Raw genomic sequence first — 12,347 nt, forward strand, 5'->3', positions numbered from 1 at the left:
AGACCGTCCGGGAGTAGGGAGCGCGGGCGACGGCGCAGGCCCTACTGCCGGACGGTCCAAGGACGGGGCGGACGGGCACGGCGGCGGCGAGGTGTCACAGCTGAGACGTGAGAGCGCCCCGCACCAGCGCGAAGACGCACGAGAGGGTCCCGGAGCCACCCGCGGCGCGGGCGTCGGCGGAGCCCGCGAGCAGCAGGAGGGCGGTGAAGGCCAGCGTCGGGAGCGCGAGTGCCCACCACGGCAGCCGGCTGTCCATGCTGCACTCTTCACGCTCGGACATGGGGATCGCCTCCGGGGTGCGAGCGGTGCGTGACCGGCGGCCGGCGACGGACGCCGGGCCATCGGCCACCGCGGTTCTTCCGACGCGTACGAATCTACGGAGCGGATGGGGCCGGCCCCATCCGGTGAACCACCCAGTTACCCCTGACCCTGGCCCCCTAAGGGATGGTGGGGTTTACTACACCCTGCTGCCCCTCAGGGCGAGGCGATGGTCGCGATCACGCCGATGACCACGGTGATGCCGAGCATCACGCCCAGGATGATGAGCAGCTTCTTCTGGCCGTTCGGCGGGTTCTCGTCGAGCACTGGCATGGCCCAAGTGTCCCATCGCCCCGCCGCCGCCCCGTCACCGCCCCGCGGTCGGCGCCGCCTCGGTGTCGATCTCGTCCTCGACGGTACGGTCGCGCCCCGCGAGGAGACCGGCGGCGATCTGCGGCACCATCAGCCCGGCCATCAGCGCGATGGGCAGGTCCCAGCCGCCGCTGTGCTGGTAGAGCGCGCCGACCAGCAGCGGCCCGGGGATGGACAGCAGATAGCCGGTGCTCTGGGCGAAGGCGGACAGCCGCACCACACCCGCGTGGGTCCTGGCCCGCATGCCGATCATCGTCAGGGCGAGCGGGAAGGAGCAGTTGGAGACACCGAGCAGCACCGCCCACACCCAGGCCCCCTGGGCCGGGGCGAGCCACAGCCCGGCGTACCCGGCGAGCCCGAAGGACCCCAGGACCGCCACCAGCGGGCCCTGGCTGCGCAGCCTGGCCGCGAGCGGGGGCAGGACGAACGACAGCGGCACGCCCATCACCATGGTGACCGCGAGCAGCAGCCCGGCGGTGGAGGCGGAGACCCCGGCGTCCCGGAAGACCTGCGGCATCCAGCCCATGGTGATGTAGGCGGCGGTGGCCTGGAGGCCGAAGAAGACGGCCAGCGCCCAGGCGGTGCGGCTCTTGGTGATCCGGGTCCGGGCGGCCTTGCCGGCCTGGGAAGAGGGGACGGCCGCCGGCGTACGGTCACGGTCGCCGTCGCCGCCGCCCCTGTGGCGGGCGAGCATCGGCCAGGGCAGCACGGCGACGGCCGCGAGCGCCGCCCACACCCCGAGCCCGGCCCGCCAGCCGCCGCCCAGGGCGTCGGTCATGGGGACCGTGACGGCGGCCGCGACGGCCGTGCCCAGCGACAGGGCCATCGAGTAGACGCCGGTCATCGGCCCCACCCGGTCGGGGAACCAGTGCTTGACGATCACCGGCATGAGGACGTTGCCCACGGCTATCCCGGCGAGCGTGAGCGCGCTGGCGGCGAGGAAGGCGGCGGTCCCGCCCACCAGGGGGCGTAGGGCCAGGCCCGCGGTGATGGCGGCGAGCCCGGCGCACACGACGGCGCCCGGCCCCCAGCGGCGGGCCAGCCGGGGCGCGGCGATGCCGAACAGGGCGAAGCAGGCCGCGGGCATCGAGGTGAGCAGCCCGGCGACGGTGCCGCTCATGCCCAGGTCGGCCCGTACCTCTTCGAGGAGCGGGCCGAGGCTGGCGACGGCGGGGCGGAGGTTGACCGCGGCGAGGACCAGGCCGAGGACCATCAGGCGCCACCGCCACCGGGCGGCGGCGGGTTGCGACGCGCCGCGCTCGGGCTCGGGTGCGCCGCGCTCGGGCTCCGGTGCGCCCTGCTGTCGTCCCGGGGCGGCGATGTCGGGAGTCGCGAGATTGTGGTCGGCCATGCCCGTCATCATAGAATGATGGGATGAATGGCTGTCCAGTGGTTTGCAACCACCCGATGACAGGCGGACGGCATCATGGGAACACCCGTTTCCCCGGCTCAGGCACAGGAGAGTCATGCCGCTGACCTCGCCCCGGCGCTCCGCGCTCGCCGACCAGGTGATCGCCCAACTACGCGCCCAGATCACATCGGGCGAGTGGCCCGTGGGGTCCCGGATCCCCACCGAGCCCGAGCTGGTCGAGCAGCTGGGGGTGGCCCGCAACACCGTACGCGAGGCGGTGCGCGCGCTGGCGCACAACGGCCTGCTGGACATCCGGCAGGGCTCCGGCACCTATGTGCTCGCGACCAGCGAGCTGGCCGGGGTGATGCACCGCCGCTTCGCGGACGCCGACCCGCTGCACGTCGCCGAGTTGCGCAGCGCCCTGGAGACGAAGGCGGCGCGGCTGGCCGCGGAGCGCCGTACCGAGCAGGACCTCAAGCAGATCGACGCCCTGCTGGACCGGCGCGAGCGGGCCTGGGCCTCCGGGGACGCCACGGCCTTCGTCGAGGCCGACGCCACGCTGCACATGGCCGTCGTCGCGGCCTCGCACAACGAGGTGCTGGCGGAGCTGTACGCCGACCTGGGCGGCGTGGTCCGGCAGTTCCTGCACGGGGACGTGGAGGGCGGGCTGCGGCCCGAGGTGCATGTGGACCACGCGCGGCTGGTGGAGGCGATCCGGGACGGGGACGGGGAGCGGGCCGCGGCCGAGGCGAGCACCCACCCCTTCAGCTGCCGCTACGCCGACCGGTCGGGCCGGTCGGCGCGGTCGGGCCGGGCCCGAACCACCGGCTGACCACCGGCTGACCACCGCCTGCTCAGCGGGCCGGCCGATCAGCGGTGGCTCACCCAAGCCTTCCGTATCTCCTTCCAGCAGCGCTCCGCGAGCCGTACGTGCTGGGCGGGGCCGACCTCGATGGGCCGGCTGTCCATGTCCGGGTCCCACCAGCGCGCGCACTCGACATGCAGCTGGACCCGGTCCCCGTCCGGGTTGGGGTTGAAGCAGCTGGCCGTGGCGTGCGAGCCGCGCACCCAGGTGCTGCACGCCGCCTCGCGGGGCCGGGGCCGCTCCTGGGCGGCCGAGTTCGAGGCGTTCGACGCGACGGCGATGAAGCCGACCACGGCCGCGACCAGTACTGCGGCCGCGACGCAACGGGACGTACGCATGGCAGGACCTCCTCGACCGTGCTGAACCGCCGCGCCTCAAGCCGCCGCACCCGATACTCACTCCACAGTGCGCGTGACACCGCCCGGTGCGCTCGGCGCACTGGCCCGAACGGGCGAACGGCCCGCCGCCCCGGCCCCGCGGAGCGCGGGAGCCGGGGCGGCGGGCCGAAAAAAGCCGGAGCGGGGTGCGGGCGGACGGGCTCAGGCGCCCATCATGTGCACACCGCCGTCGACGTGCACGATCTCGCCCGTGGTGCGCGGGAACCAGTCCGACAGCAGGGCGACGACGCCACGGCCGGCCGGCTCCGGGTCGCTCAGGTCCCAGCCGATGGGCGCGCGGTGGTTCCACACATCGGCCAGGTCCTCGAAGCCCGGGATGGACTTCGCGGCCATGGACTTGAGGGGACCCGCGGAGACCAGGTTGCAGCGGACGTTCTTCTCGCCCAGGTCGCGGGCGAGGTACCGGCTGGTGGACTCCAGGGCCGCCTTGGCCACGCCCATCCAGTCGTACTTCGGCCAGGCGAACTGGGCGTCGAAGGTCAGGCCGACGATCGAGCCGCCCCGCGGCATGACCGGCAGGCAGGCCATGGTCAACGCCTTGAGGGAGTACGCCGAGACATGCACGGCGGTGGACACGTCCTCCCAGGAGCCCTCCAGGAAGTTGAACGCGCCCTGCGGGCCGAAGGCGATGGAGTGCACCACGCCGTCGAGGTCGACACCCTCGCCGAGGTGCTCGCGCACCTTGTCGGCCAGCCCGTCCAGGTGCTCCTGGTTCTGCACATCCAGCTCGATGACCGGCGCGGGCTTGGGCAGCCGCTTGGCGATCCGCTCGACGAGGGAGACCCGGCCGAAGCCGGTGAGGATGACCTCGGCGCCCTCGTCCTGGGCAAGCTTGGCGGCGTGGAAGGCGATGGAGGCCTCGGTGAGGACGCCCGTGACCAGGATGCGCTTACCAGCGAGAATTCCACTCATGACGTTCAGTGACCCATGCCCAATCCGCCGTCGACAGGGATGACGGCTCCAGTGATGTACGCGGCCTCATCGGAGGCCAGGAAGCGAACCGAGGCCGCGATCTCCTCGGGCTGCGCGTAACGCGCGAGCGGCACCTGCTTGACGTATGCCTCCCGCTGCTTCTCGTCGAGCGCGCGGGTCATGTCGGTGTCGACGAAACCGGGCGCGACCACGTTGACCGTGATGTTGCGCGAGCCCAGCTCACGGGCGAGGGAGCGGCCGAAGCCCACCAGGCCGGCCTTGGACGCGGCGTAGTTCGCCTGGCCCGCGGAGCCCAGCAGACCGACCACGGACGAGATCAGGACGATACGCCCCTTGCGGGCACGCAGCATGCCGCGGTTGGCCCGCTTGACGACACGGAACGTACCGGTGAGGTTCGTGTCGAGGACGGTGGAGAAGTCCTCCTCCGTCATCCGCATCAACAGCTGGTCGCGGGTGATGCCGGCGTTGGCCACCAGCACCTCGACCGGGCCGTGCTTCTCCTCGATCTCCTTGTACGCCTGCTCGACCTGCTCGGGCTCGGTGATGTCGCACTTGACCGCGAGAAAGCCGGCCGGCGGCTCACCGGACCGGTAGGTGATGGCGACCTTGTCGCCTGCGTCGGCGAAGGCGCGGGCGACGGCGAGGCCGATGCCGCGGTTTCCTCCGGTGACGAGAACCGAGCGGCTCAAGGGACCACCCTCTCTGTTGGATGTCGTGCCGGGCGTCACTATGTGTGGCGACCCTTGTGTACGCAAACTATCGGGCGAAGGGCCGAGGCGGGGAATCGAGCACGCACAGGGGCGCCGCCCGGTCACTGTCGACTTCCTACAGAAGGCTCACGACGGACCGCTCCTGCGTTCGCTTGTCATTCCACGGCGTACTCGCACCACACCGTCTTGCCGACGGTGCGATCCGTCACCCCCCATTTGGAAGCGAGTGCGTCCACGAGCACCAGCCCGCGTCCGTGCTCCTGCTGCTGGGCCATGGCCGCGGCGGTGTGATCGCGGAGCTCAGGACGCCGCTCGCCCCGGGCGTCGGACACCTCGATACGGACGGTGACCGAAGCGCGATGCTCGCCGGGCGCGGGTGGGGGCTGGACGGTGAGGCGGAGATGGAAGTTCCGGCCGGGCACATGTCCGTGGCTCACGGCGTTCGCCGTGAGCTCGCCCGCGAGCAGGGCGATGCCGTGCGAGGCATCGCTGTCCCGCGGAATGCCCCACTCCTCCAACCTGCGGACAACGAGCCGCCGGGCGAGCCGCGCGCCATGCCGTGAGGAGGTGAAGAACATCTCGAACGTGCCGAGCGTATTACCAGGGGGATTTTCGCCATTCACGTCACCGAGCGTGGCGAAGCGTGCATAGCCTGACCAGACAGCTCGCGAGTACCCAGGGTCGCCGTACGGGCACGGAAAGTGCCCGTACGGGAGTGGTGCCGTGACGCGGGTGGGGAGACATGACGTTCTTGCGCACGGGAGGTGGCGGGACATGGCAGATACGGAGCGGCCGGGGCAGGACGAGTACGGGGCGGACTTCCTCAAGTTCCTGGGCAAGCAGGTGAAGCTCTTCCGCGAGCGGGCGGGGCTCACGCAGGCGCAGCTGGGTGAGGCCATCGGGTACAGCGAGGAGCAGGTGTCCTCGGTGGAGCAGGGGCGGCGGGTGCCACAGCCGGAGTTCCTGGACGCGGCGGACGAGGTGCTGAACGCGTTCGGGGTGCTGCGGGCGGCGAAGGAGGAGGTGGCCAAGGCGCGGCTTCCGGCGTTCTTTCGCGGGGCGGCGAGGCTGGAGGCGCAGGCGACGGAGTTCCACGCGTACGAGAATCAGGTGGTCAACGGGCTGCTCCAGACGGAGGATTACGCCCGCGCCCTGTTCACGATGCAGCGTCCAGCGCTGGAGGAGGAGACCATCGAGCACCGCGTGCATGCCCGGCTGGCCCGACAGGAACTTCTCGCCCGCCGACCAGCACCAGTCATGAGCTTCGTTACCGAAGAGGCGGCACTGCGCCGCCCATGCGGTGGTGCATCAGTGCTACGTGGCCAGTTGGCACACCTACTGCACGTCGGAGAGATCCGGAATATCGTGCTCCAGGTACTGCCAACGGCAGTGGAGGAACACGCTGGAAATGGCGGCCCCTTCGCCTTGCTGGAGCCCAGCGGGCGTCAGATGATGGCCTACGTCGAGGTGCAGGACATCGGCAGGTTGGTGACCGACCGAAAAGCAGTCCGCACGCTCGAGCAGCGGTACGGCATCATCAGGGCACAGGCGCTCACGCCACGAGAGTCGCTGGACTTCATCGAGAAGCTGCGGGGAGAACTATGAACAGCAAAACCGAACTGACGTGGTTCAAGAGCAGCTACAGCAGTGGCGAGGGTGGCATGTGCGTCGAGGTGGCCACCGGCCCGACCGCCATCCACGTACGGGACTCGAAGCACGCGCCAGGACCGCAGCTCGCTTTCCACATACGCGAGTGGGGCGCGTTCATCGGCAGCCTCCGCGCCGGGGAGTTCGACGCGTAGAGGCCGACAGCGCGTCAGCGCAGCTCGCCTTCCAGCAGCCCCATCGTGAACATGTCGTACCACTTGCCATCGCGTCGGAACTCCTGACGCAGCCTGCCTTCGTCAACGAAGCCGATCTTCTGGTAGACGCGATGAGCGGCAATATTCTCGATGACGACAGTCAGCGTGATCTTGTGCAGCCGCATCTTGTCGAAGCCGTAGCGGCACATCGTCCGCATCGCGTCGGTGCCGTAGCCGCGCCCCCAGTACTCCTTCTCACCGATGTATATGTCGAGCTCGGCAATGCCCGTCTCCGGCTCGGCATCGCGCAGTCGGACCACGCCGATGAGCTTTGCGTCGGTGAGGACTTCGACTCCGTAGAGCACCTCGCCGTAGGCATTGCGCGGCCGTTCCTCCAACCGCTTCTTCACCTGGGACAGCGGCTGGGCGTAGCCATCGCTCATCCAGCGCATGACCGCGGGGTCATGGTTCCACCGCCACAGCGCCTCGGCGTCCGACGGCTCCATCGGCCGTAGCCGGATCGGGTCTCCAAGCACGCTGCCCGGCCTGCCTTTCGATGTCTTCACGATCCCCGTTCGCGGACCCGCCGCCAGTGATAACACGGGCTCAGGCCGCACTCAACCCATTACCCGGGCGATCCGTCCTTCCTCGCGGGCAGGCGGCGGCGATGGCCAAGCTGTGAGCTGGTACGGGCTGTCGCTACTGGAGAGCCATACCGCCGAGGATCCTCTGGAGGACGTGGTCACCGTCGGCCGAGTCGGCGGCGGGCGCATGCTCCGTGATCCCCATGCCCGCGAGAGCGAATCGTCTCGTCAGTGCGTGCAGCGCGGCGCGCAGCTCGTCGGGGTGCAGACCTCCGGGTTCCGGGCAGGACAGGCTGGGGAAGTGGGCGGGGTCCAGCACGTCCAGGTCCAGGTGGATGTAGACGTGCGTGGCCCCTGTGGCGGCTACCGCGGAGACCAGTTGGCCCGGCTCCCGAAGAGCGGGAACGGACAGAGCCCGGATGCCTTCCGCCTCGATGAAGTCCCGCTCAGCGGGGTCGAGGGCGCGGACGCCCGCGAGCACGAGCTGCCGAGAGGAAAGGCGCTCCCCCGGCCCGGCCAACAGCTGTGACGGCCCCTCCCCGAGCAGGGTGCGCAGCACCATTCCGTGGAAACCCCCGGAGGGAGATGCGTCGGGGGTGTTGAGATCCGCGTGGGCGTCGAACCAGACGACCGCAAGGTCGTCGCCGTGGCGGGCGACCGCGCGGGCGACGGGCGCGAGCTCGATGCCGCAGTCGCCGCCCACCGCGAGCAGCGTGTCATCGCCGCTCCGGCTCAGCGCGGCCCTGGTCGCCTCCAGCGAGCGGGCCAGCACATCGAGGTGGCGTACGCCGTCCAGATACTGTCCAGGGCCGGGGTCGATCTCGACGACGGTGCGTCGCGCCGCGGGGAGCAGCGCTCCCAGCCGGTGCGCACCTTCCACCAGTCGCTGAGGGTTGCGCGCGGCCGAGCCTTGCCACTGGGGAATCACGAGAACGGTATGGGGCTCGTTGGTCATGTCGTGTAGTCCGCGTTGACGCGGATATAACCGGCGGACAGGTCGCAGCCGTACACCGTCGCTTCGGCCTCCCCGATGCCGAGCGTGATGACGATGTCGACCTCGTCCTGGCGCATGATGCCGACCAGCTTGTCGAGGGTCTCGGCCTCGGGCTCCTCGGGGTACACCTCGATGTCGCCGAATCTGACGGTGACGTTGCCCGGCACGATGTCGGTCTCGTCGGTGTTCTTGCCGATGGCCATCAGCACGCGGCCCCAGTTGGGGTCGGCGCCGTGGACGGCGGTCTTGACCAGGGGTGAGTTCACCACGCTCTTGGCGACGCGTTTGGCCTGTCCGTAGTCGCCGGCCTGGGCGACCGTGACGCGCAGCAGCTTTGTGGCGCCCTCGCCGTCACTGGCCAACTGCCGCGTGAGGTCCAGGCACAGGTCGGCGAGGGCTTCGGAGAACTCCGCCGCATCGACTGGTCCCGCGGCGCCGTTCGCGATGACCGCCACGGTGTCGGAGGTGGAGGTGTCGGTGTCGACGCTCAGGCAGTTGAAGGTGCGATTCACCGCTCCGCGCAAGGCGCTGTCCAGGTCGGCCGGGGACATGGCCGCGTCGGTGAACACGTAGGCCAGCATCGTGGCCATGTTGGGTTCCAGCATGCCGACCCCCTTGGCGACGCCCACGACGCGGGCCTGCCCGACGGTCCGTACGGCGGTCTTCGGGCGGGTGTCGGTGGTCATCATCGCGCGGGCCACATCCAGCGGTCCGGCCGTGAACGCCGCGAGGCCACTCCGGGCAGCCCCGTCGAAGTGCGTACGGATGGTGTCCATGGGCAGCGGGCGTCCGATGACGCCGGTGGAGCCGATGAGCACCTCGTCCTCCGGAGCGCCCAGAATCCCGGCGACGCGGCGGACGACCTCGGCGGCGTTCTCCTCGCCCTGGCGCCCGGTGGCGACATTCGCGTTCTGCGCCAGCGTCGTCACGGCACGCAGGTTCTGTCCTGCGGCATGTGCCCGGCTGAGGATGACGGCCGGGCCCGCGAAGAGGCTCTGGGTGAACATGGCCGCGCTGGTGGCCGGCCGGTCCGACGCGACGATCGAGATGTCGTCACCGTGCTCGCGCAGTCCGCCGTGCCCGGTGTAGGCCCGGAAGCCCGTCGGCCACACCACGGGGCCAGACCCCCACTTCAATGCATGATCATGCGTCATGCAGAATATGTTTGCACCTTGAGTGCGGGCTGTCCATCCATCTCCCCCCGGCGGGCGGCCGCGAGGGGCCGCGCGGCGATCACCCGTGGTGTCGGTCACCTGTGTGAAAATTACCCTCGGGTTTGGGGGAGGGGGCAACAGATTGCCTGGTCAGGGTGACAGAGAGAGCCTGGCGGACCTTGTGCGCCAGGAGACCGCGGCGCAGCTGTCGGAGCAGGAGAAGTGGGCGGCTCTGCGCAAGGCGCGGCTGTACTTCCAGCGTCCGGAGGAGCCGGGGTTCCTGGTCTCGGAGACGGCGGAGGCCGGCCCGCTCGTGCCGGTGTTCACCTCGCTCGAGGGGCTCGCCCGCTTCGCGGGGGCGTGCGGGTGGGCGTCGACGACGGTCGAGGACCTGGTGGGTCTACTGCCCGAGGGTGTGCGCGCGTTGGTGGACCCGTTGGGTAAGCGCCCCTTCCTGCTGGACGCGGAAGTGCTCAGGGCTGTGGACACGGGGGGAGCGGAATGACGGATCACGACGGGGGACCCTCTTCGAGTGGGCCGAAGCCGGGTGATGGCTACAAGATCGAGATCGCTTCGGTGCGTGCGGTGTTGACGCCGCTGGAGGAGTCGGTCGTCGCAGCGCGCAAGATCAAAGGCGATTGGAAGACTCTGGCCGATTACATTGGGAATTCGGCTGATTTCGACGTCTATGACGCGGCGGAGAAGATGCTCTCGGCCTGGGGGTTCGGGATGGGGCGGGTGGCCGAGCACACGGACACGGTGGTCGAGACGCTCCGGCAGGTCATCGCGGCCTATGTGATGGCTGATCTGCTGCGGATCAAGGATTTCGCGCCAACTGCGGACAACATCGCCAAGCTGCCGTTCGGTGAGCACGGGCTGAGGGCGTGGCAGAACGGGTCCCGGCCGAAGTTCGACCCGCCGCCGCAGATCTACCAGGAGCCCTGGCTCGATGATCACGGGTCCGGTGGGAGCTATGACGTGCCGACCAACCCCCGCAAGCGCTACGACGGCGGCTGGGAAGTCGACGGCGGCTCGAAGGGGACGATCGCATGACCCGGGGTGATTCGGCAGGGGACGGTTCCGCCGAGCGCATACCGCCGGGCGCGGAACCCTCCGACGTCATCTACGGCAATCCGTCCGACGTCGATGACCTGGCCGTCAAACTCCGGGCCTACGCAGGTGCGTTCAAGGACGGGCGCGACCAGTTGGACGCCCTGATGTTGATGGACTGGACCGGGGCCGGGTCGGAGGGGTTCGAGAAGGCGACGGAGAAGCTTCCCCGGGAGCTGGAGTCCGCGCAGACCTACTTCCACGCCGCCGCGAACGCCCTGGACTCGTACGCGGACAAGCTGCGCTCGGTGCAGAAGCGGGTCGAGCCGATCATCAAGGACGCCGATGACGCCCGGGCGGCCTCCAAGAAGTACTGGAAGGACGTCACCGACTACATCGACGCCGAGAACCGCAAGGACGATCCGCTGCCCCAGCGCCCGCCGGAGGACGATCCGGGGATCGCCGCGCTGGAGGGGTGTTACCGGCGGCTGGACAAGCTGGAGGGCGAGCTTCAGCCGGTCATCGACGCGGCGAAGAAGAAACTCGCCAAGGCGGCGGAGAAGGCCCCGGACAAGCCCCCGGCCCCCAAGGGCTGGAACAAGCTCAAGAAGGGGCTCGGGGACTTCGCCGGCGGCGCGGGCGACACCATGTACGGGTGGTACGAGGGCTTCGACGACCTCGTCAACGACGGGCCCCAGGGGCTCGGCCTCCACCTGGCCGGCATCCAGGACGGCATCGCCTACGCCGTCGACCACCCCAAGGAGTTCGCGAAGGCCGTCACCAACTGGGACGAGTGGCAGCGCAACCCGGCCCGCGCCGCCGGCCAGCTGACCCCCGAACTCCTCCTCGCCCTGGCCACCGGCGGAGCCGGCACCGCCCGCCGCGCCGGCGCCACCGCCAAGAACGCCGCACAACGCCTCCTCAACCGGGAGCGCGGGCTGCGCCGGGACGGCAGCGCCCGCAGGCGCACCGACAGCGACCCGGACAAGAACAACACGCCGAATGAGGAGCGGCCCAAGACCGGTGAGCCGATCGATGTGGCGACCGGCGAAATGGTCATGTCCGCCACCGACGTCACCCTCCCCGGCGCGCTGCCCCTGGTGCTGGAGCGGCATTACGTCTCAGGGCATCCGTGCGGTGGCTGGTTCGGCCGCACCTGGGCGGGCACGCTCGACCAGCGCCTGGAGATCGACGACGCCGGTGTCATCTACGTCACCGACGACGGCATGCTCCTGACCTACCCGATCCCGCAGCCCGACGTCCCGACGCTGCCCACCTCAGGGCCGCGCTGGCCGCTGCGCTGGGACGGCAAGCCCGACAGCGCGTTTGTCATCACCGCCCCGGAACACAACCGCACCCTGCACTTCGCGCCCCTTCCGGCAGGCGGCCGCGAGCTGATCCTGACCGCGATCACCGGCCGCACCGGCGACGGCGACCGCATCGACATCGCCTACGACGAGCAGGGCGCGCCGACCGAGATCGTCCACTCCGGCGGCTACCGGATCGCCGTCGACACCGACCCGGCGCTGCTGCGGATCACCGCGCTGCGCCTGCTGCACGGCGACGAGCACGAGCGCAGCACCACGCTGATCTCCTACGGCTACGACAAAGCCGGAAATCTCGCCGAGGTCATCAACTCCACGGGCCTGCCGCTGCGGTACCGGTACGACGACCGGCGCCGCGTCACGTCGTGGACGGACCGCAACGGCACGACGTACGGGTATGTCTACGACCACCGGGGCCGGGTGCTGCGCGGGATCGGCCCGGACGGCATCCTCTCCGGCCGCCTCCACTACGACACCCAGGCCCGCACCACCCGCTACACCGACTCGCAGGGCAACACCACCACCTACGTCTGCAACGAGGCCTACAAGGT

16 protein-coding genes are annotated in these 12,347 nt (G+C 70.1%); 6 read left to right on the plus strand and 10 right to left on the minus strand.

All coding sequences use genetic code 11. The features are described from left to right. Nucleotides 1-94 precede the first annotated feature (94 nt). The 3 genes from ABTY62_RS46680 to ABTY62_RS46690 all read right to left on the minus strand — a co-directional run bounded on the left by ABTY62_RS46680 (nucleotide 95) and on the right by ABTY62_RS46690 (nucleotide 1,981). Nucleotides 95-280 (minus strand): hypothetical protein, encoded by a 186-nt coding sequence (locus tag ABTY62_RS46680; RefSeq protein WP_352135492.1) that lies wholly within the window; start codon nucleotides 278-280, stop codon nucleotides 95-97. Nucleotides 281-474: 194 nt separating this feature from the next. After that, complete coding sequence (locus ABTY62_RS46685; RefSeq protein ID WP_311730899.1) at nucleotides 475-591, minus strand: SGM_5486 family transporter-associated protein; 117 nt, start codon at nucleotides 589-591, stop codon at nucleotides 475-477. Nucleotides 592-625: 34 nt separating this feature from the next. Next, nucleotides 626-1,981: a CynX/NimT family MFS transporter gene (locus ABTY62_RS46690; RefSeq protein ID WP_352135493.1), complete on the minus strand. Its 1,356-nt coding sequence runs from the start codon at nucleotides 1,979-1,981 to the stop codon at nucleotides 626-628. Between the two features lie 115 nt (nucleotides 1,982-2,096). On the opposite strand from ABTY62_RS46690, the gene ABTY62_RS46695 reads away from it, so the two are divergent. Further along, nucleotides 2,097-2,813, plus strand: coding sequence for a FadR/GntR family transcriptional regulator (locus tag ABTY62_RS46695; RefSeq protein ID WP_352135494.1), 717 nt, complete (start codon nucleotides 2,097-2,099; stop codon nucleotides 2,811-2,813). Between the two features lie 38 nt (nucleotides 2,814-2,851). Here the strand turns inward: ABTY62_RS46695 and ABTY62_RS46700 are convergent, their stop codons facing one another. The 4 genes from ABTY62_RS46700 to ABTY62_RS46715 form a co-directional block, all read right to left on the minus strand. Then, a complete protein-coding gene (locus tag ABTY62_RS46700; RefSeq protein WP_352135495.1) occupies nucleotides 2,852-3,184 on the minus strand; it encodes a hypothetical protein in 333 nt (110 codons plus the stop codon). A 201-nt stretch (nucleotides 3,185-3,385) separates the two neighbouring features. Next, nucleotides 3,386-4,156, minus strand: coding sequence for an enoyl-ACP reductase FabI (fabI, locus tag ABTY62_RS46705; protein WP_352135496.1), 771 nt, complete (start codon nucleotides 4,154-4,156; stop codon nucleotides 3,386-3,388). Nucleotides 4,157-4,161: 5 nt separating this feature from the next. Beyond that, a complete protein-coding gene (fabG, locus tag ABTY62_RS46710) occupies nucleotides 4,162-4,866 on the minus strand; it encodes a 3-oxoacyl-[acyl-carrier-protein] reductase (protein WP_352135497.1) in 705 nt (234 codons plus the stop codon). Nucleotides 4,867-5,042: 176 nt separating this feature from the next. Beyond that, a complete protein-coding gene (locus ABTY62_RS46715) occupies nucleotides 5,043-5,465 on the minus strand; it encodes an ATP-binding protein (RefSeq protein WP_502997661.1) in 423 nt (140 codons plus the stop codon). A 196-nt stretch (nucleotides 5,466-5,661) separates the two neighbouring features. Between ABTY62_RS46715 and ABTY62_RS46720 the strand changes: the two genes are divergently transcribed. Next, a complete protein-coding gene (locus tag ABTY62_RS46720) occupies nucleotides 5,662-6,492 on the plus strand; it encodes a helix-turn-helix domain-containing protein (protein ID WP_352135499.1) in 831 nt (276 codons plus the stop codon). Then, nucleotides 6,489-6,689 (plus strand): DUF397 domain-containing protein, encoded by a 201-nt coding sequence (locus ABTY62_RS46725; RefSeq protein ID WP_352135500.1) that lies wholly within the window; start codon nucleotides 6,489-6,491, stop codon nucleotides 6,687-6,689. The genes ABTY62_RS46720 and ABTY62_RS46725 overlap by 4 nt, the downstream gene beginning before the upstream one ends. 14 nt (nucleotides 6,690-6,703) lie before the next feature. Here the strand turns inward: ABTY62_RS46725 and ABTY62_RS46730 are convergent, their stop codons facing one another. The 3 genes from ABTY62_RS46730 to argJ form a co-directional block, all read right to left on the minus strand. Beyond that, nucleotides 6,704-7,195, minus strand: coding sequence for a GNAT family N-acetyltransferase (locus tag ABTY62_RS46730; protein WP_352135501.1), 492 nt, complete (start codon nucleotides 7,193-7,195; stop codon nucleotides 6,704-6,706). A 193-nt stretch (nucleotides 7,196-7,388) separates the two neighbouring features. Then, entirely contained in the window at nucleotides 7,389-8,228 is an 840-nt protein-coding gene (locus ABTY62_RS46735) for an arginase family protein (protein WP_352135502.1), read from the minus strand. Beyond that, nucleotides 8,225-9,421: a bifunctional glutamate N-acetyltransferase/amino-acid acetyltransferase ArgJ gene (gene argJ, locus ABTY62_RS46740; protein WP_352135503.1), complete on the minus strand. Its 1,197-nt coding sequence runs from the start codon at nucleotides 9,419-9,421 to the stop codon at nucleotides 8,225-8,227. Before argJ ends, ABTY62_RS46735 begins: the two co-directional genes overlap by 4 nt. Before the next feature lie 181 nt (nucleotides 9,422-9,602). Here argJ and ABTY62_RS46745 point away from each other — a divergent pair, with 181 nt between their 5' ends. The 3 genes from ABTY62_RS46745 to ABTY62_RS46755 all read left to right on the plus strand — a co-directional run. Then, nucleotides 9,603-9,926, plus strand: a complete 324-nt coding sequence (locus ABTY62_RS46745) for an SseB family protein (protein WP_352135504.1) — start codon at nucleotides 9,603-9,605, stop codon at nucleotides 9,924-9,926. Further along, complete coding sequence (locus ABTY62_RS46750; protein WP_352135505.1) at nucleotides 9,923-10,474, plus strand: hypothetical protein; 552 nt, start codon at nucleotides 9,923-9,925, stop codon at nucleotides 10,472-10,474. Before ABTY62_RS46745 ends, ABTY62_RS46750 begins: the two co-directional genes overlap by 4 nt. Further along, the coding region (locus ABTY62_RS46755; protein WP_352135506.1) for a DUF6531 domain-containing protein at nucleotides 10,471-12,347 on the plus strand (1,877 nt) is incomplete at its 3' end. The genes ABTY62_RS46750 and ABTY62_RS46755, both read left to right, overlap by 4 nt.

It is taken from the genome of Streptomyces sp. NPDC097640 (genome assembly GCF_040302705.1).
GTDB lineage: Bacteria > Actinomycetota > Actinomycetes > Streptomycetales > Streptomycetaceae > Streptomyces.